This window comes from Nocardioides baekrokdamisoli (assembly GCF_003945325.1).
Lineage (GTDB): Bacteria > Actinomycetota > Actinomycetes > Propionibacteriales > Nocardioidaceae > Nocardioides > Nocardioides baekrokdamisoli.
The window spans coordinates 2,299,818-2,316,281 of record NZ_AP019307.1 but is presented as its reverse complement, the minus strand read 5'-3'; the positions used below and the strand labels follow the sequence as shown (position 1 = coordinate 2,316,281).

Sequence of the window (16,464 nt, the reverse complement as noted above, 5' to 3'; positions counted from 1 at the left end):
GACATTAGCCGTCCGTCGAAGTGATCTGTGCGACGTGCACCAGCCCGTCGCCGGCGTTGACGATCGGCGCCCGGGTCAGACCGATCACGATCCCGTCCCGATCGGCGCGTACGAGTCGCCCACCACGCCCGAAGGTGTCGGACGTACGCCCCAGACGACGTCCGGATTCCACCATGTCCCCCAACTCGCACTCGAGCTGGAAGATGCCTGTCCCACGAGCCCGGATCCAGTTGCTCTCACGCGACTCCAGGGTCGGTGCGGCCGGTTGCTCGACGACCTCCTCGATCATTCCGAGGTGCGCCATCACCCGGCGGATCCCCGCCACACCGGTGCCGATCGAGAGCTCGTCGAAGCGCATCGCCTCGCCCGATTCGTACAGCAGCACCATCGAGCCGGCCTCGGTCGCGGCCTGCCGCAACGAGCCATCACGGAGTTTGGCGTGCAGCATCACCGGGGCTCCGAAGACCTTCGCGAGTCCGTACGTCCGCGGGTCGTCCAGGTCACCGCGCAACTGCGGCAGGTTGGCTCGACGGTCGGCGGCAGTGTGCAGGTCGATGCCGAGTTCGCACTTGGACACGACCTCCTCCATGAAGAGGTGCGCGATGCGACTGGCGAGTGAGCCCCGAGGCGATCCGGGGAAGGCGCGGTTGAGGTCACGCCGGTCGGGCAGGTACCGGTCGCCGGTCATGAAGCCGAGGACGTTGACGACAGGCACGGCCATCAGCGTGCCGTGCAGATGCTTGGGGTTGAGGGTGGCGAGCAGGCGGCGTACGACCTCGACTCCCATGACCTCCTCGCCGTGGATCGCGGCGCTTACCCAGATCGTCGGGCCGTCGTACTTCCCGTGGACGATCTGGACCGGGAGGCTGACGTCGCCGCCGGTGACGAGGCGAGTGATCGGGAGCTCGACGTCCTTCCGGGAGCCGGGGCGTACGCGGACCTGCCCGATCGCGAACGACTCACGCCCCATGTCTCCCCCTGTTCCGGTCGCGGGTCTCCTGCTCGGGGCGACCGCCGCGGTACGACCTGGCCGAGTCGACCACGAACCGCCCACGCAGGGCTTCGCGACCGATCAGCATCCGGAAACCCATCGCGTCACGATGGGTGAGGGTGACCTCGGCGGTCACGACCTGGTCCAGGATGCGGAGGTCCAGCAGGACCACGTACCGCTCCTGTGCGTGGCCCGACGAACTGCGTACGTGCCGGACGTCATGCACCGGTCGTTCGACGCCGGTGGTGTCCAGGGCGCTGCGCTGCCACGGGTGCACGCTGAACCGAACCCACGGGGCACCATCACGCTCGAAAGGCTCGATACCGAACGCGTGCAGGGCTGAGGTACGGGCACCGGTGTCGATCTTGGCCTTCATCCACGGGACTGGAATCTGGGGCAGTCCGACCCATTCGCGCCACCCCACGACCAGCCTGCCGGGGGTGGTTGAATGGAGTGCCGACACACGCACATCCAATCAGGCACATGCCATTCCTTCCCTGAGGCACTCTTGAAACTCGCCATCTTGTCGCGCGCTCCGCGCTGCTACAGCACCCAACGACTCCGCAGCGCGGCGCTCGATCGGGGACACGACGTCAAGGTGCTCAACACCCTGCGTTTCGGCATCGACCTGTCGGGGCCCGAGCCCGATCTGACGTTCCGCGGGAAGCAGTTGTCGCACTACGACGCGATCATTCCGCGCATCGGGAACTCGATCACCTACTTCGGCACCGCGGTCGTACGCCAGTTCGAGCAGATGGACGTCTACACGCCCAACACAGCGAACGGCATCGCCAACTCCCGCGACAAGCTCCGCGCTTCGCAGATCCTGTCCCGCCACGGCATCGGCATGCCCGCGACGACCTTCGTACGCGACCGCGCCGACGTGGTGCCTGCGATCCAGCGCGTCGGCGGCGCTCCGGTCGTCATCAAGTTGCTGGAGGGTACGCAGGGCATCGGCGTCATCCTCGCGCCGTCGGTAAAGGTCGCCGAGGCGATCATCGAGACGTTGCAGTCCACCAAGCAGAACGTGCTGATCCAGTCATTCGTGAAGGAGAGCAAGGGCCGCGACATCCGCGCCCTGGTCGTCGGCGACCGCGTGGTCGCGGCGATGCGGCGATCAGCTCAGGGCGATGAGTTCCGCTCCAACGTGCACCGCGGCGGACTGGTCGAGCCGGTCGAGCTCACCGAGGAGTACCAGCGAGTCGCGATCCGCGCGGCTCAGATCATGGGCCTCAAGGTGGCCGGCGTCGACATGCTCGAAGGCACTGACGGCCCGTTGGTGATGGAGGTCAACTCCTCCCCAGGCCTGCAGGGCATCGAGTTCGCCACGAAGCTCGACGTCGCCGGGGCAATCATCGATCACATGGCCAATCAGGTCGCGTTTCCGCAGATCGACGTACGCGAGCGACTGTCCGTCTCCACCGGGTACGGCATCGCCGAACTCGTGGTGCGTGGAGACGCCTCACTGGTCGGCAAGAGCCTGGGCGACTCCGGCCTGCGCGAACGCGACATCACCGTCCTGACGCTGCACCGCGGCTCCCTCGTCATCCCGAACCCGGCCGCGCGGCACGTCCTCGAGGCCGAGGACCGACTGCTGTGCTGGGGCAAGCTCGAGGAGATGCGGTCGATGATCCCCGACAGGCGCACGCGCGCGAAGCGCGTACGCAAGCTCCCGAAGACTCCGATCCTCGAGTCCTGACCTGCCGTTGGCGTGGGCTGCGAGGCCCAGCCGGAGACACCCCCGAAAATCTGACAGACATGTCTGTCAATCCTCTGTCGCCCCAGCGAGGCACAACTCAATCTGACAGACATGTCTGTCAGATTTTCGGGGGTGTCTCCGGCTGGGGTCCCTCAGGCGAGCGCCTGGTCCAGGTCGGCGATCAGGTCGGCCACGTTCTCGATGCCGACCGAGAGCCGGATGAGGTCGGCCGGGACCTCGAGGTCGGTGCCGGCGACTGATGCGTGCGTCATCCGGGCCGGGTGCTCGATGAGGGATTCGACTCCTCCGAGCGACTCGGCGAGGGTGAAGATCTTCGCCCGGGCCACGGCATCCAGCGCAGCTGGCTCCCCACCCCTGAGGCGGACCGAGATCATGCCGCCGAAGCGACGCATCTGGCGGGCTGCGACCTCGTGCGAGGAGTGCGACGCCAGACCCGGATAGATCACCTGGGACACGGCTGGATGCGTCGACAGATGCGCCGCGATCGCTTCGGCGTTGTCGCAGTGCCGGTCCATGCGTACAGCCAGGGTCTTGAGACCGCGGTGGGTCAGGAACGAGTCGAACGGACCAGGGACTCCCCCTGATGCGTTCTGGTGGAACCGCACCTTCTCGGCAAGGTCGTCGGAGTCGGTGACGACGGCGCCACCCACCACGTCGGAGTGACCACCGAGGTATTTGGTCGTCGAGTGGACCACGATGTCGGCGCCCAGCGACAGCGGCTGTTGCAAATAGGGCGAGGCAAAGGTGTTGTCGACGACGACGAGTACGCCGTGCGACTTCGCCAACGCCGCGACAGCCGCGATGTCTGCGACGTTGAGAAGCGGATTGGTCGGCGTCTCCAGCCAGATCAGCTTCGTGGCCGGGGTGATCGCGGCCTCGATCGCGGCCAGATCGGTCACCGGGACAGGCGTGTACGCCAGCCCCCATGGCTTGAAGACCTTGTCGACCAGGCGGAAGGTGCCGCCGTACGCGTCGTTGGGGAAGACGAGGTGGTCGCCCGGCCGCAGTAGCGCGCGCAGGATCGCATCCTCCGCGGCCAGACCACTGGCGAAGGCCAGGCCGTGCGCGCCGCCTTCGAGTGCCGCGAGGGCTCCTTCGAGCGCCGTCCGGGTCGGGTTGGCCGAGCGGCTGTACTCGTACCCGTTGCGCAACCCGCCGACGCCGTCCTGCTTGTACGTACTCGTCGCGTAGATCGGCGGAATGACGGCGCCGGTCGTCGGGTCCGGGTCGTATCCGGCGTGGATCGCGCGGGTTTCGAAGGCCAGGGATGCGTCGGGATCCGTCACGCGTCGACCCTACTCGCGGACCCGGAACAATCGTCCTCGGACAGTCGTTGGATCAGTGCGGGTCCACGACACAGGAGGCGCCATGTTCGGTCGATCGAGTTGGATCAACAAGTCGGAACTCATCCCTGAGGACAGGACCCTCGCGGGTCGGACACAGGCACTTCCCCTGTCGGCGTCTCACCGCGTCCTCGGCGTCGATCTGCTGGCTGATCCGGACAACGGGACCGCCCCGGCCGGCTTCGAGCTGGCGTACTTCGGCCTCGGCTGCTTCTGGGGCGCCGAGGAACTGTTCTGGCAGGTCCCGGGCGTCTTCACGACGGCGGTCGGCTATCAGGGCGGCACGACCCCCAACCCCACCTATGAAGAGGTCTGCAGCGGCCAGACCAACCACACTGAGGCCGTCCGCGTCGTCTTCGACCCTGAGCGGGTGACGTACGCCGACCTGGTGAAGAAGTTCTTCGAGGTGCACGACCCGACCCAGGGCTTCCGGCAGGGCAACGACGTGGGTACGCAGTACCGCTCGGCGCTCTACGTCAACTCACCCGAGCAGGAAGCAGTCGCTCGCGACCTGACCGCTGCGTACGGCGCCGAACTGGCTCGACGCGGCTACGGCACGATCACGACCGAGATCCGTCCGGTGCCGACGTTCTACCCGGCGGAGGCGTACCACCAGCAGTATCTGGATCGGGTACCGAACGGCTACCGCTGCCACGCGAACACCGGAGTTCCGTTCCCGGGCTGACCGGGCAGACGCTCCGGCGACGGGCGGATGCGGCAGAACGACCGGTCGGGCCGGACAATGAGGCCATGACAGACGCGCCCCGGGACCCCGAGACGGGTTCGGGGGGCGGCGCTTTCGTCCGGATGTTGCGGAGCGCACCGGCGCTGGTGGCCATCGGAGTCATGCTCACAACCGGTGCCGTGTTCTCGGGCAGACTGGACCATCACGCGGCGCCCACCTGCCTGCCGGACGAGTTCGCCGACGGTCAACGGTGGATCTGCACGTTCCACGACGAGTTCGACGGACAGGCGCTCGACAGGACGAAGTGGTTCGTACAGACAGGTTTCGTCACCGGCAACCCGAACACCGCCGCGTACGCCTGCACGGTCGATGACCCGAAGTACATCTCGGTGTCCGGCGGAGAGCTTCATCTGACGATGGATCGGGTGCCGAACCCGGTCCCCTGCACCGGCTATGCGGACAGCACGTACGAGTCTCCCAGCATCTCGACGTATCACACCTTCAGCCAGCAGTACGGCCGGATCGAGGTCCGCTCCCGGGTGACCGCGACCCCTGCCCCGGGGCTCCAGGAATCGCTGTGGCTGTGGCCCGATGACCGGTACGTCGCCAAGGCCGACCAAGCCAAGGGCGAGATCGACATCTCCGAGCAGTACTCGCTCTACCCCGAGCTGGCGGTGCCGTTCCTGCACGGAAAGAGGGGCGGGAACCCCGTCCCCGGGGTCAACACGGCCTGGGCGTGTGCGGCCGCGCGCGGCGTGTGGAACACCTTTGTCTTCGTCTCGACGCCGACGTCGATCACGATCAGCGTCAACGGCAAGACCTGCCTCCACAACACCGACGGCGACCCGGCGTTCCACCAGCGCTACATCATGGTGCTGACGCAGGCTCTCGGTGTCACCAACAACGCTCCGACGCCGAAGACCACGATCCCCGCGACGACCGACATCGACTACGTACGCATGTGGAAGTCCGCTACGAACTGACCCATTCGGGGTCAGCGAACCAACGGCAGCGATTCCCACCCGCGTACGAACGCCGACCGCTGCCTGACCCCGGCTGGACCGTCGACTGCGATGTCCGGCATCGCGGCCAGCAGTTCCTCGAACGCCACCCGGGCCTGGAGACGCGCGAGATGGTTGCCGATGCAGAAATGCGGTCCCGAACTGAAGGCCAGATGCCGCTTCGGCGCGCGGCGTACGTCCAGGAGGTCGACGGTCTCACCGAACTCCGCCTCGTCGCGGTTGGCCGATCCGTAGAGCATCAGCACCTTCTGGCCTGAGGGGATCGTCGTCCCGGCAACGCTCACGTCGCGGGTCGTGGTCCGACACAGACCCTGGACCGAGCTCTCCAACCGCAGGAACTCCATCAAGGCGTCCGGGATCAGGGACCGGTCCTCCACCAGGAGTGCCCGTTGATCAGGCGCCTCGGTCAACAGTGCGACGCCGTGGGAGATCAGCGACGCGGTGGTGTCGCTACCGCCTGCGACCATGACGAAGCAGAATCCGAGGATGTCCCAGTCGGTCAGACGGTCGCCGTCGATCTCGGCCTCGACGAGCGCACCGAGGAGGTCGTCCTGTGGGGTACGCCGCCGGTCCGCAATCGCGGCCGTGAAGTACTCGAACATCTCGACGATGACGGCCGTTCCGTCGTGGACGGCGAGGCCGAGCGGGTCGTTCTGCAGATTCGTCAGCTCCCGCACCCAGGGCCCGAAGCGGGTCCGATCCTCGCGCGGTACGCCGAACAGTTCGGCCAGGACGAAGGTGGGGATCGTCGAGGAGAAATCCTGGTGCAGATCGGTCCCGCTGTCGCGGAGGACCTCGACGCGAGCGCGTACGAACGCCCTGATCACGTCCTCGAGCTCGGCGATCCGTCGCGGCGTGAAGCCTCTGCCGATCAGTCCGCGCAGCTGGGTCTGGCGTGGCGGGTCCAGCATCACGATCGTGGGCGCGAGGCCGAGCTGCCCGATCTCGTCGGGGAAGAAGGTCAGACCCTCGGCCGAGGAGAAGTCCTCCGGTCGGCGCACGGCGTCCCAGATGTCCTCGAACCGTGACAGCGCCCAGTACTCAGGGGTCTCGCGGGTCGCGGCGTGCCGGTGCACCGGATCGTGCTGGCGCAACCATGTGTACGCGGGGTACGGGTCGCGCTGGAAGTCGGTGTCCATGGGTTCGAATGTGATCGCCATCGTTTTAACAACCTTTGTTAGTAACAACTGTTGTTAGTATTGATCACCATGGCTCGAGACGCAACCACCACGCGCGAACGCCTGCTCCGGGCGGGCGAGCAACGCTTTGCCCGCGACGGGGTCGCCGGTGCGAAACTGCGCGACATCGTGCGCGAGGCAGGTCAGGCCAATGACTCAGCCGTCGGCTACCACTTCGGGTCGCGTCAGGGCCTCCTTGGTGCGATCGCGCAGCGACACGTCGCCGCCATGGACGCCGCCCGCGCGGAGCCGCGTCCGGACATGTCCGTCCTCGATCTCGTCGACGAACTCGTACGCCCCACCGCCGACCTGTTGCAGACGCCCGAGGGGCGCGACTTCCTGCGCATCACCGAACAGCTCGCCGGTTGGGCTGGTCTGGATCGCGAGCATCTGGCCGGGACCATTCAGGACACCGTCCTCGGCCGCCAGTTGCGGGCGCTCGAGGACGCGCTCACTCCCCCACTCGGCCGAGGTGTTGCGCGAGCACGTACGGCCGAGTTCGCCCTGTTCGTCACGGCGAGCCTCGCCCAGCGAGCCCGAGTCCTCGAGTCGGGTACGCGTCCGCCCCGGTCACACGAGGCGTACGTCCGTGACCTGGTGGCGATGCTGGCGGCGGCGGTGTCGGCTCCAGGGCCGTGACCGGCCACACCGTCCATGGGTTCGTCTCAGGCCGCGACCCTAGGCTCAGAGGGTGACTACGTACGCACTCGTCATCGCGGTGCTCCTGGCCTGCGTCGTGGAGGCCGTCGAGGCCGTCACGATCATCCTGGCTGCCGGCACCGCCCGCGACTGGCGCTCCAGCCTTCAGGGCACGGCTGTCGGCCTGCTGCTTCTCGCCGCGGTCTGCGCGATCCTCGGCCCGTCGGTCAACCAGATCCCGCTCAACCCGCTGCGCCTGTTCGTCGGCACGATCCTGCTGATCTTCGGACTCCAGTGGCTGCGCAAGGCGATCCTGCGTGCGAGCGGCTACAAGGCTCTGCACGACGAGGACGCGATCTTCCGCCGTGAGCTCGCCGAGGCGCGGGCCGCCCAGACGATCACGCGCGGCGCGATCGCTGATTGGTACTCATTCGTCCTGTGTTTCAAGGCGGTCGTCCTCGAAGGGCTCGAGGTCGTCCTGATCGTGGTGACCTTCGGCGCCAACCAGCACCGACTCGGCGTCGCGGCCCTGGCCGGAGCCGCCGGAGTCATTCTGGTGGCGATCGCCGGGGTGGCCGTACGCGCGCCGTTGTCGCGGGTGCCGGAGAACACCATGAAGTTCGCTGTCGGGATCATGCTCACTGCGTACGGAGCCTTCTGGGGCGCAGAGGGTGCACATGCGAGCTGGCCGGGCGACGACGCTTCGCTGCTCTGGCTGATCCCGGCGATCGCCGGCTTCGCGCTCGTCCTGGTCATCGGGCTGCGGACCATCCGGGCACGTCAGGAGGTGACCGCGTGAAGGTCCTGAGGTTCTTCTACGACTTCTTCGTGGGCGATGACTGGCAGGTCGCTGTCGCCGTCGTCCTGGGCATGGCCGCCACCTGGTATCTCGCCCACCACGGCTCCTCCGCCTGGTTCGTGGTCCCGATCGTGCTGCTGCTGGCTCTGCCGTACACATTGTGGCGCGCGATCCGGAAGTAGCCGGTCCGCCTACGATCGTGGCGTGACGCGCTACGGGATCACGGTGAAGCCCGGCTCGAAGAAGGGCCCGCTCGTGGAGGCCTCAGCGGACGGTTCCCTCACGATCTACGTGCGCGAGCGGGCTGTCGACGGCGCCGCCAACGACGGCGTGATCCGATTGCTCGCCGACCATTTCGGCGTCCCCAGGTCGCGCATCGACATCGTTCGCGGCCACACGAGCCGGTCGAAACTGATCGCGGTGGACGAGTGATCGCGACCTGCCCGTGCGGGTCCGGGCTTCGGTACGACTTGTGCTGCGGACGACTGCACCGCGGCGCGGCGCTCGCGCAGACACCCGAGGAGCTGATGCGCAGTCGCTACAGCGCGTACGCACTCGGCGCATTCGACCCTGAATTGCTCAACTACGTCCTGGCCACCTGGCACCCGCGTACGCGGCCGGAATCGATCGAGGGCGGCGGTCTGACGTGGACCGGCCTGGAGGTGCACGGGCATGGCGACGACTGGGTGGAGTTCAGCGCCCACTACCGCGCCGCCGACGGCACGTTCGGCACGATGACCGAGCGCAGCCTCTTTGAGCGGCGGGCCGGACGTTGGTTCTACGTCGTGGGCGACGTCGAGGATCAGTGAGTCGCGAGCGTCGCGAGCAGATCCGCCCGCGTGAGGACACCGACCGGCTTGCCGTCCTCGTGCACCAGCAGCGCGTCTGACGTCTCGAGCACCTGGGCGGCGGCCGTGGCAGGCTCGGTGGAGCCGATCGACGGCAGCGGCGCGCTCATGTGCTTCTCGACGAGGTCGGTCAGTTTGGCCTGGCCCGTGAAGAGGGCCTCGAGCAGGGTCCTCTCCGACACCGAACCAGCCACCTCGGCCGCCACGATCGGCGGTTCGGCACGGACCACCGGCATCTGCGAAACGCCGTACTCGCGCAGGATATGCACGGCCTCCGCGACCGTCTCTGCGGGGTGCGTGTGGACCAGGTCGGGCAGTCGGCCGTCCTTGCCACGCAGCACCTCCCCGACGGTCTGGGACGAGGCCTCGGAGCCCGTGGCGAAGCCGTACTGCGACAGCCACGCGTCGTTGAACACCTTGGTCAGGTAGCCGCGGCCCGAGTCCGGCAGCAGCACGACGATGACGGCATCCGTACGGCCCGAACGGCTGAGTTCGTGGGCGAGTTGGCGGGCGGCGTACGCGGCCATCCCACTGGAGCCACCGACCAGCAGCCCCTCCTCGCGCGCGAGGCGACGCGTGTACGCGAACGAGTCGGCATCGACCACCTCGATGATCCGGTCGGCCACGGTGCGGTCGTACGTCTCCGGCCAGAAGTCCTCGCCGACGCCCTCGACGAGGTACGGCCGACCGGTGCCACCGGAGTAGACCGAACCCTCAGGGTCGGCGCCGATGATCTGCACGTCCGGGTTCTGTTCCTTGAGGTAGCGGCCGATGCCACTGATCGTGCCGCCGGTGCCGACGCCTGCCACGAAATGGGTGACCTTGCCCTCGGTCTGCTGCCAGATCTCGGGACCGGTCGTCTCGTAGTGCGACCGCGGATTGTGCGGGTTGGAGTACTGGTCCGGCTTCCACGCCCCCGGCTGCGAGGCGAGCCGGTCGGACACGTTGTAGTAGGAGTCGGGGTGCTCCGGCGGGACCGCAGTCGGGCAGACCACGACCTCGGCGCCGTACGCCTTGAGCACGTTGCGCTTGTCCTCGGACACCTTGTCGGGGCAGACGAACACGCACTTGTAACCGCGGCGCTGGGCCTCCAGAGCGAGGCCGACACCGGTGTTCCCGCTGGTCGGCTCGACGATCGCGCCACCGGGCTTGAGGGCGCCGCTGGCCTCGGCAGCCTCGATCATCCGCGACGCGATCCGGTCCTTCACAGACCCGCCGGGATTGAGGTACTCCACCTTCGCCAGGACGATCGGACCGTCCTCCAGACCGTCCAGCGCGCGGTTGAGCCGCACCAACGGGGTGTTGCCGATCAGGTCAAGGATCGAGTCGACGTACTCCACGTGACGACACTACCGAGGCCGGCTCCGAATGCCGTCTCGTCGACCTCCTACAGTGGACGCCGTGAACAAGCTGACCCGACGGACGGCTCGCGCCGCCCGCTGGGGCGTCGGCCTGAGTCTGCTGACCTTCGGCGTCATGTTCGCCGAGGGCCGGGTCAGCCTCCGGGTCATCAACGGCGTACCCCTCCCCGAACCGCCGAACTCCACCGGCGTCTTCGGGCGCGATCTCGACGGCACTCCGCTGAAGGTGGCGCTCCTCGGCGACTCGAGTGCTGCCGGGTACGGCCTGGACAAGCTCGAGGAGACACCCGGGACGCTGTTGGCCGAAGGGCTGATGGAGCGCACCGGACGCCCGGTCCACTTCCACGACCTCACCGTGGTCGGCGCGATGGCCTCCGATCTCGGCGCGCAGGTACGCCAGGCGATCGCCGAGCGCGCCGATCTCGCCGTGATCCTGGTCGGCGCCAACGACGTGGTGCACATGGTGCGTCCGTCGCAGTCGCGGCGGCACCTGGTCCGTGCGGTCTCCTCGCTGCTCGACTCGGGCTGCGCCGTCCTGGTCGGCACATGCCCCGACCTGGGGACGATCGGCCCGATCCTCCCGCCGCTGAGGCATGTCGTACGCGCCTGGTCGCGACGGATCGCGTTCGAGCAGTCGATCTACGTCGTGAAGGCCGGCGGACGTACGGTCTCGCTCGCGGACATCCTCGGACCGGAGTTCAAGGCGCACCCGGACTTCCTGTTCGGCCCCGACCGCTTCCACCCGTCGGCTGCCGGGTACGAACGCCTGGCCAACGTGTTGGTCCCCGCCTCGCTGGCCGCACTCGGTCTGCTCGATGACAGCCGGGCGACTCTGGAGACCTACCTCGGCGGCACGGCGATCCCGATCGCGGCTGCGGCCGCGATGGCAGCCAACCGACCGGGCACCGAACTCGGTCCCACGCCGCGCCCGCGGGGCCGCCTGGGACGCATCTGGGCCACTGCCGGCCGCCGCTGACGCCGTCTTGTGCGCACCAGACCCGAAGAACGACGAAGCCCCGCCTCCATCTCGGAGGCGGGGCTTCGTCGTTCTGGGCTCAGCGCTGGTTGAGGATCGACAGCAACCGCAGCAGGTTGGTGTAGATCCAGACGAGGCTGACGGTGAGGCCGAAGGCCGCCCGCCAGGACTCGCTCTCAGGAAGGCCGTTGGCGATCCCGTTCTCGACCTGGTCGTAGTCGAGGATCAGCATGAAGACACCGATCACAATGCCGAGGACGGCCGTGATCATGCCGATGCCCGAGAAGCCGAACAGGTGGGTGCTTCCGCCGAAGATGCCCATCACCAGGTCGATCATGGCCAGTCCGACCATGCCGAACATCGCAGCGATGACACCGGTACGGAACTTGTTGCCCACCTTGATGTTGAAGTACTTGTAGGCAGCCAGCGTGCCGGCGAAAGCTGCGAAGGTGCCGAGGACCGCCTGGATCACGATGCCATGCGCGAACTGGACGTCGACGAACTTGCTGATCGCGCCGATCGCCACACCCTCAGCGGCCGCGAAGACGATCACGAGCGCGGGGCTGATCGTGCGCTTGAACGAGTTCACCAGCGACATCACGAAGGCCAGGCCCGAGCCGACGGTGAGCGCAGCGAACAGCGGTGCGTAGTCGCCGACCACCACCATCTTGCCGGTGGTGTCGTCAACGACACGAGTCAGCGCCGGCGTCAGCACCCAGGTCAGGATCGCGGTGACCAGGACCGTGCCGAAGGTGATCGCGCTGGCGCGTACGACGGAGTCCATCGTCATGACCGGCGTCGGCGCGGTCGGCGCGAAGGTCGTGCCTCCGGCCTGCGGCGTACCGAAACCGGTGTAACCCGCGCCGTTGCCCGCGTAGGTGGTGTTGCCGTACATGTTCACGCTCGGAGCCTTGTTGAAGCCCTCGGCGCGATTGAAGATCGGGTTGTTGCTGCGCATGGTCTCCTCCTTGGAGGCCTGGTGCTCACCGCGGTGGTGGTCACCTCAGATCCATCGTAGGACCCTTCACGAAGAAGAACGTACGAGCTCGGTCGATCGTTCCTGAGAAATTCATGAGTACCCCGGGCGGGACTCGAACCCGCAACTAGGCGCTTTTAAGGCGCCCTCCTCTGCCGATTGGGACACCGGGGTAGGTAACCGTCCTTATCGGCTCGCCCTGGTCCTGGCCGTCGCCAGAACTCGCTGGAAGCGAGGGTCGTCGATGGCGCGTACGACCGCGTCCTTGACTTCAGGGCGACGAGCGACTGCGACGGCTGCGCCGGCGACCAGCGCCAGGGCGAGGAGCTTCTTCACGCAGCCCATCCTTCCATCGGGTCTGATCAGCCGAGAAGGGACTGGGCGATGCCGTCGAGGATGTCGGACTCGGACACCACGAGTTCCTCGACGCTCACCCGTCGCAGGATGCGCGAGACGATCAGCCCACCCGCCGCGATGACGTCGGCGCGGCCCGGGTGCATCCACGGCAGCGCCAGCCGCTCGTCGATCGTCATGCCGAGGAGTTGCTCGATCGTCTTCTGCATCGCCGGGAGTGGTACCCGCGCCTGGTCGACCTGGGCGCGGTCGTACGCCTCGAGCCCGAGTGCGCCGACCGCCAGCTGGATCACGGTGCCGGCGACCCCGATCACGGTCAGCGGCCGGGACGGGTCGATCGGGCACTGGTCGAGGGCGTCGTCGATGTCGCGTACGACCGCACTGATCTCGTCCATCGACGGTGGGTCCTCGCGGAAATGCCGCTCCGTGAGGCGTACGGATCCGATCTGCATCGAGTACGCGCCGCGGACCTCGTCGCTGGCGACGGCTCCGCGGATGAGTTCGGTCGAGCCGCCGCCGACGTCGAAGACCAGCACCGGACGCGCGGTGTCGGCGCCGAGGGCAGCAGTGGCGCCTGCGAACGCGAGAGCCGCTTCCTCGTCGCCGGTCACGACATCGGGCGCCACCCCCAGCCGCGCCTCGACGCCGGCAACGAACTCGGCCGCGTTGGTCGCATCGCGAGTCGCCGAGGTGGCCACGAACCGGATCTTCTCGGCGCGGTGGACGCGGATCAGCTCGGCGTACGTCTCGATCGCGGCGAAGGTCCGCTCCAAGGCCTCCGGGGCAAGTTCGCCGGTACGGTCCACGCCCTGCCCCAGGCGGACGACGATCGACTCGCGGGCGTACTCGATGCCCTCGGAGTCGACGATCAGGAGGCGGATCGTGTTGGTGCCGCAGTCGACCGCAGCGACGCGAGTCACGCCGGATCCTCGCCGGCCGGGCCTGTCGGGACGTCGACGCACGGACCAGTGGCCCACCATGCGCCCAGTTCCTCGAGCACCTCGTCACCCAGCGGATTGACGCCCGGGCCCTGCGCGAGCGACTGACCCGCCAGCACGTGGAGGCACTTCACGCGATCGGGCATGCCACCGGCGGAGATACCTGCGATCTCCTCGACGGTCCCGAGCTCTGCGCGAGCAGCCAGGTAGGCCTCGTGAGCCTTGCGGTACGCCCCAGCGAGCTCAGGATCGGTGCCGAGCCGGTCCTGCATCTCCTTCATCGTGCCGCCACCCTCGAGGGTGCCGATGCGTGACGCCGCTCGCGGGCACGTCAGGTAGTACGTCGTGGGGAACGGTGTGCCGTCGGGGAGCCGAGGCTCAGTGGTCACCACGTCGGGGAGACCACACCCGCAACGGTGACCGATGCCGGCGATCCCACGGGGAACGCGCCCCAGTTGGGCCTCGATCGCGGCAATGTCTGCCGGGTCGATGCTCACAGTGACTCCTAGTGGTTCGAGGTGGTCACACCCGGGACCACTAATGATTCAGGTTTGCCGCCGGGGTCGGTGCCGTCGGATGCCCGGCCGCGTAGATCGAAGCCTGGACGGTAGTCCACCATGCCGTGGGGGCCTGCTGCACACCGACGCTGCTCTGGTTGTCGAGTTGAGCCTGCGGATTGATCTTGTTGCCCTTGGCATCCAGCGCCGTGTACGCGATCTCGCCCGGCATGACATAGCCGAGCTGTTGGTGCGCCAGGATCTTGATGTAATTCGGGTCACCGAACCGCTTGATCTGGTCCCGGGTGATCGCGTTGCCTGACTGCAGCTGCTCGATCTGGACCTCGAGGGCGTTCAACGCATCCCGCTGGCGCAGATACGCCTTGAGGGACGACGCGTACGACACCGCGAGGCCGAAGGCGATCAGGACTACGACGACCATCCGGCCGGTCATCCTCGGCCGTGGGCGAGCCACCTGGGGTTGTTGACCCGTCGTACGCCGAACGGGACGTCGCGACGCCGGACGCGCGGGGCGACGGGTCGGACGGGAGGGCATGTGCTCGATTCTCGCCCAGAACGCTCATCGGCCCCGGGCGTGACACGCACCGGGGCCGATGTGAGGGAATCCTCCGCTCGGGTGACGCGTACGGCGTCAAGGCCGAGGAGCGAAGGCGGCCTTAAGGGCCGTCGAGCGACGAGAACGCCGACGACGGACCGTCAGACCGAGCGGAAACGAGGAAAGGCTGAAGGACCTGCGTAGCGGGCGGCCTCGCCTAGCTCTTCCTCGATGCGGAGCAGCTGGTTGTACTTCGCGACGCGCTCGGAGCGGGCCGGGGCACCGGTCTTGATCTGACCGCAGTTGGTGGCGACCGCGAGATCGGCGATGGTCGTGTCCTCGGTCTCGCCCGAACGGTGGCTCATCATGTTGCGGTAGCCCGACCGGTGCGCCAGCTCGACCGCGTCGAGGGTCTCGGTGAGCGAACCGATCTGGTTGACCTTGACGAGCATCGCGTTGGCCTGACCACCCGCGATGCCTCGCTGCAGACGCTCGACGTTGGTGACGAAGAGGTCGTCGCCGACGAGCTGGGTCCTGCTGCCGAGCTGGTCCGTGATCTGCTTCCAGCCGTCCCAGTCCTCCTCGTCGAGCGGGTCCTCGATGGAGACGATCGGGTAGTTGTCGACGAGTTCGCTGTAGTACGCGATCATCTCGGCGGCCGTCTTCTGCTGACCCTCGAAGGTGTAGAGACCGTCCTTGCAGAACTCGGTCGCGGCGACGTCGAGTGCGAGGACGACGTCCTTGCCCAACTCGTACCCGGCCTCCTTGATCGCCTCGGCGATCAGGTCGAGCGCGGCACGGTTCGACTCGAGGTTCGGCGCGAAACCACCCTCGTCGCCGACAGCGGTCGCGAGGCCCTTCTTGTGCAGCACCTTCTTGAGGACCTGGTAGACCTCGGCGCCGACGCGCAGTGCCTCGGAGAACGTGGCCGCACCGATCGGGGCGATCATGAACTCCTGGATGTCCACGTTGGTGTCGGCGTGGGCGCCACCGTTGAGGATGTTCATCATCGGGACGGGGAGTACGTGCGCGTTCGGGCCACCGACGTAGCGGTACAGCGGCAAGCCGGCGCTGTCGGCAGCAGCACGGGCCACGGCGAGCGAGACGCCGAGGATGGAGTTCGCGCCCAGCTGAGCCTTGTTGTGCGTACCGTCGGCGTCGAGCATGACCTGGTCGATCTCGCGCTGGTCGTCGGCGTCCATGCCCTCGATGGCCGGGCCGAGGACGTCGAGGACCGCCTGGACGGCCTTCTGGACACCCTTGCCGCCGTAACGGGCGTCGCCGTCGCGCAACTCGACGGCTTCGAAGGCGCCGGTGGAGGCACCGCTGGGGACGGCGGCGCGGGCGAAGGTCCCGTCCTCGAGCAGGACCTCGACCTCGACGGTCGGGTTGCCTCGGGAGTCGAGGATCTCGCGAGCTCCAACAGCTTCAATGGCGGCCACGTGGGTACTCCTACAAGTGTGTGGGGGCGACTGCAGCAGCCTAGTAGGTGCGCCGCGGGGCAGGGACACCGCCAGATTTTCCGAAACCGTGCCGAATCTACTGACAACGTGGCCACCGATGGTCCACCCTGTACGCAGC

Annotated in this window: 20 protein-coding genes and 1 tRNA gene; 9 read left to right on the top strand and 12 right to left on the bottom strand. The window is 67.5% G+C overall.

The genetic code is table 11. The annotated features are described in order from the left end of the window. Positions 1-4: 4 nt before the first annotated feature. Together KCTC_RS11345 and KCTC_RS11340 are read right to left on the bottom strand one after the other, a co-directional pair. On the bottom strand, positions 5-970 hold the full coding sequence (locus KCTC_RS11345; RefSeq protein ID WP_125569377.1) for a succinylglutamate desuccinylase/aspartoacylase family protein: 966 nt from the start codon (positions 968-970) through the stop codon (positions 5-7). Then, positions 960-1,415 (bottom strand): ATP-dependent zinc protease family protein, encoded by a 456-nt coding sequence (locus tag KCTC_RS11340; protein WP_269461453.1) that lies wholly within the window; start codon positions 1,413-1,415, stop codon positions 960-962. The genes KCTC_RS11345 and KCTC_RS11340 overlap by 11 nt, the downstream gene beginning before the upstream one ends. Before the next feature lie 24 nt (positions 1,416-1,439). Between KCTC_RS11340 and KCTC_RS11335 the strand changes: the two genes are divergently transcribed. Further along, a complete protein-coding gene (locus KCTC_RS11335) occupies positions 1,440-2,690 on the top strand; it encodes a RimK family alpha-L-glutamate ligase (RefSeq protein ID WP_269461425.1) in 1,251 nt (416 codons plus the stop codon). 152 nt (positions 2,691-2,842) lie between these two features. Here KCTC_RS11335 and KCTC_RS11330 read toward each other — a convergent pair whose 3' ends face one another. Next, positions 2,843-3,997, bottom strand: a complete 1,155-nt coding sequence (locus KCTC_RS11330) for a cystathionine gamma-synthase (RefSeq protein ID WP_125569374.1) — start codon at positions 3,995-3,997, stop codon at positions 2,843-2,845. Between the two features lie 82 nt (positions 3,998-4,079). Here KCTC_RS11330 and msrA point away from each other — a divergent pair, with 82 nt between their 5' ends. Together msrA and KCTC_RS11320 are read left to right on the top strand one after the other, a co-directional pair. Further along, positions 4,080-4,739 (top strand): peptide-methionine (S)-S-oxide reductase MsrA, encoded by a 660-nt coding sequence (gene msrA, locus KCTC_RS11325; protein WP_125569373.1) that lies wholly within the window; start codon positions 4,080-4,082, stop codon positions 4,737-4,739. 65 nt (positions 4,740-4,804) lie between these two features. Continuing rightward, entirely contained in the window at positions 4,805-5,722 is a 918-nt protein-coding gene (locus KCTC_RS11320) for a glycoside hydrolase family 16 protein (RefSeq protein ID WP_125569372.1), read from the top strand. A gap of 11 nt (positions 5,723-5,733) precedes the next feature. On the opposite strand, the gene KCTC_RS11315 is transcribed toward KCTC_RS11320, so the two are convergent. Further along, positions 5,734-6,921: a cytochrome P450 gene (locus KCTC_RS11315; RefSeq protein ID WP_125569371.1), complete on the bottom strand. Its 1,188-nt coding sequence runs from the start codon at positions 6,919-6,921 to the stop codon at positions 5,734-5,736. A gap of 48 nt (positions 6,922-6,969) precedes the next feature. On the opposite strand from KCTC_RS11315, the gene KCTC_RS14915 reads away from it, so the two are divergent. From KCTC_RS14915 to KCTC_RS11295, 5 genes are read left to right on the top strand one after another with little or no spacing between them, the layout of a single operon-like run. Beyond that, positions 6,970-7,578: a TetR/AcrR family transcriptional regulator gene (locus KCTC_RS14915; protein ID WP_197715181.1), complete on the top strand. Its 609-nt coding sequence runs from the start codon at positions 6,970-6,972 to the stop codon at positions 7,576-7,578. 52 nt (positions 7,579-7,630) lie between these two features. Continuing rightward, complete coding sequence (locus KCTC_RS11305; RefSeq protein WP_125569370.1) at positions 7,631-8,377, top strand: COG4280 domain-containing protein; 747 nt, start codon at positions 7,631-7,633, stop codon at positions 8,375-8,377. Beyond that, positions 8,374-8,559, top strand: coding sequence for a hypothetical protein (locus tag KCTC_RS15065; RefSeq protein WP_231998703.1), 186 nt, complete (start codon positions 8,374-8,376; stop codon positions 8,557-8,559). Before KCTC_RS11305 ends, KCTC_RS15065 begins: the two co-directional genes overlap by 4 nt. A 22-nt stretch (positions 8,560-8,581) precedes the next feature. Further along, positions 8,582-8,809: a DUF167 domain-containing protein gene (locus KCTC_RS15060; protein ID WP_231998702.1), complete on the top strand. Its 228-nt coding sequence runs from the start codon at positions 8,582-8,584 to the stop codon at positions 8,807-8,809. Next, the gene (locus tag KCTC_RS11295; protein ID WP_125569368.1) at positions 8,806-9,186 is read left to right on the top strand and encodes a YchJ family protein; all 381 of its coding nucleotides are present in this window, start codon (positions 8,806-8,808) and stop codon (positions 9,184-9,186) included. Before KCTC_RS15060 ends, KCTC_RS11295 begins: the two co-directional genes overlap by 4 nt. Here the strand turns inward: KCTC_RS11295 and KCTC_RS11290 are convergent. Continuing rightward, the gene (locus KCTC_RS11290; RefSeq protein WP_125569367.1) at positions 9,180-10,565 is read right to left on the bottom strand and encodes a cystathionine beta-synthase; all 1,386 of its coding nucleotides are present in this window, start codon (positions 10,563-10,565) and stop codon (positions 9,180-9,182) included. The two genes, KCTC_RS11295 and KCTC_RS11290, sit on opposite strands and share 7 nt — an antisense overlap. Before the next feature lie 61 nt (positions 10,566-10,626). Between KCTC_RS11290 and KCTC_RS11285 the strand changes: the two genes are divergently transcribed. Then, entirely contained in the window at positions 10,627-11,562 is a 936-nt protein-coding gene (locus KCTC_RS11285; protein WP_231998701.1) for an SGNH/GDSL hydrolase family protein, read from the top strand. Between the two features lie 79 nt (positions 11,563-11,641). On the opposite strand, the gene KCTC_RS11280 is transcribed toward KCTC_RS11285, so the two are convergent. From KCTC_RS11280 to eno, 7 genes are all read right to left on the bottom strand, one after another. Further along, the gene (locus KCTC_RS11280; RefSeq protein ID WP_125569365.1) at positions 11,642-12,520 is read right to left on the bottom strand and encodes a Bax inhibitor-1/YccA family protein; all 879 of its coding nucleotides are present in this window, start codon (positions 12,518-12,520) and stop codon (positions 11,642-11,644) included. Between the two features lie 118 nt (positions 12,521-12,638). Then, a tRNA-Leu gene (locus KCTC_RS11275) sits at positions 12,639-12,712 on the bottom strand. 12 nt (positions 12,713-12,724) lie between these two features. Continuing rightward, a complete protein-coding gene (locus KCTC_RS14755) occupies positions 12,725-12,874 on the bottom strand; it encodes a hypothetical protein (RefSeq protein WP_164512578.1) in 150 nt (49 codons plus the stop codon). Positions 12,875-12,900: 26 nt separating this feature from the next. Further along, positions 12,901-13,812, bottom strand: coding sequence for a Ppx/GppA phosphatase family protein (locus tag KCTC_RS11270; protein WP_125569364.1), 912 nt, complete (start codon positions 13,810-13,812; stop codon positions 12,901-12,903). Beyond that, positions 13,809-14,327, bottom strand: a complete 519-nt coding sequence (locus tag KCTC_RS11265; RefSeq protein WP_125569363.1) for a DUF501 domain-containing protein — start codon at positions 14,325-14,327, stop codon at positions 13,809-13,811. The genes KCTC_RS11270 and KCTC_RS11265 overlap by 4 nt, the downstream gene beginning before the upstream one ends. A 40-nt stretch (positions 14,328-14,367) precedes the next feature. Continuing rightward, the gene (locus KCTC_RS11260) at positions 14,368-14,769 is read right to left on the bottom strand and encodes an FtsB family cell division protein (protein ID WP_164512577.1); all 402 of its coding nucleotides are present in this window, start codon (positions 14,767-14,769) and stop codon (positions 14,368-14,370) included. A 275-nt stretch (positions 14,770-15,044) separates the two neighbouring features. After that, entirely contained in the window at positions 15,045-16,325 is a 1,281-nt protein-coding gene (gene eno, locus KCTC_RS11255) for a phosphopyruvate hydratase (RefSeq protein ID WP_125569361.1), read from the bottom strand. Between the last annotated feature and the right edge of the window lie 139 nt (positions 16,326-16,464).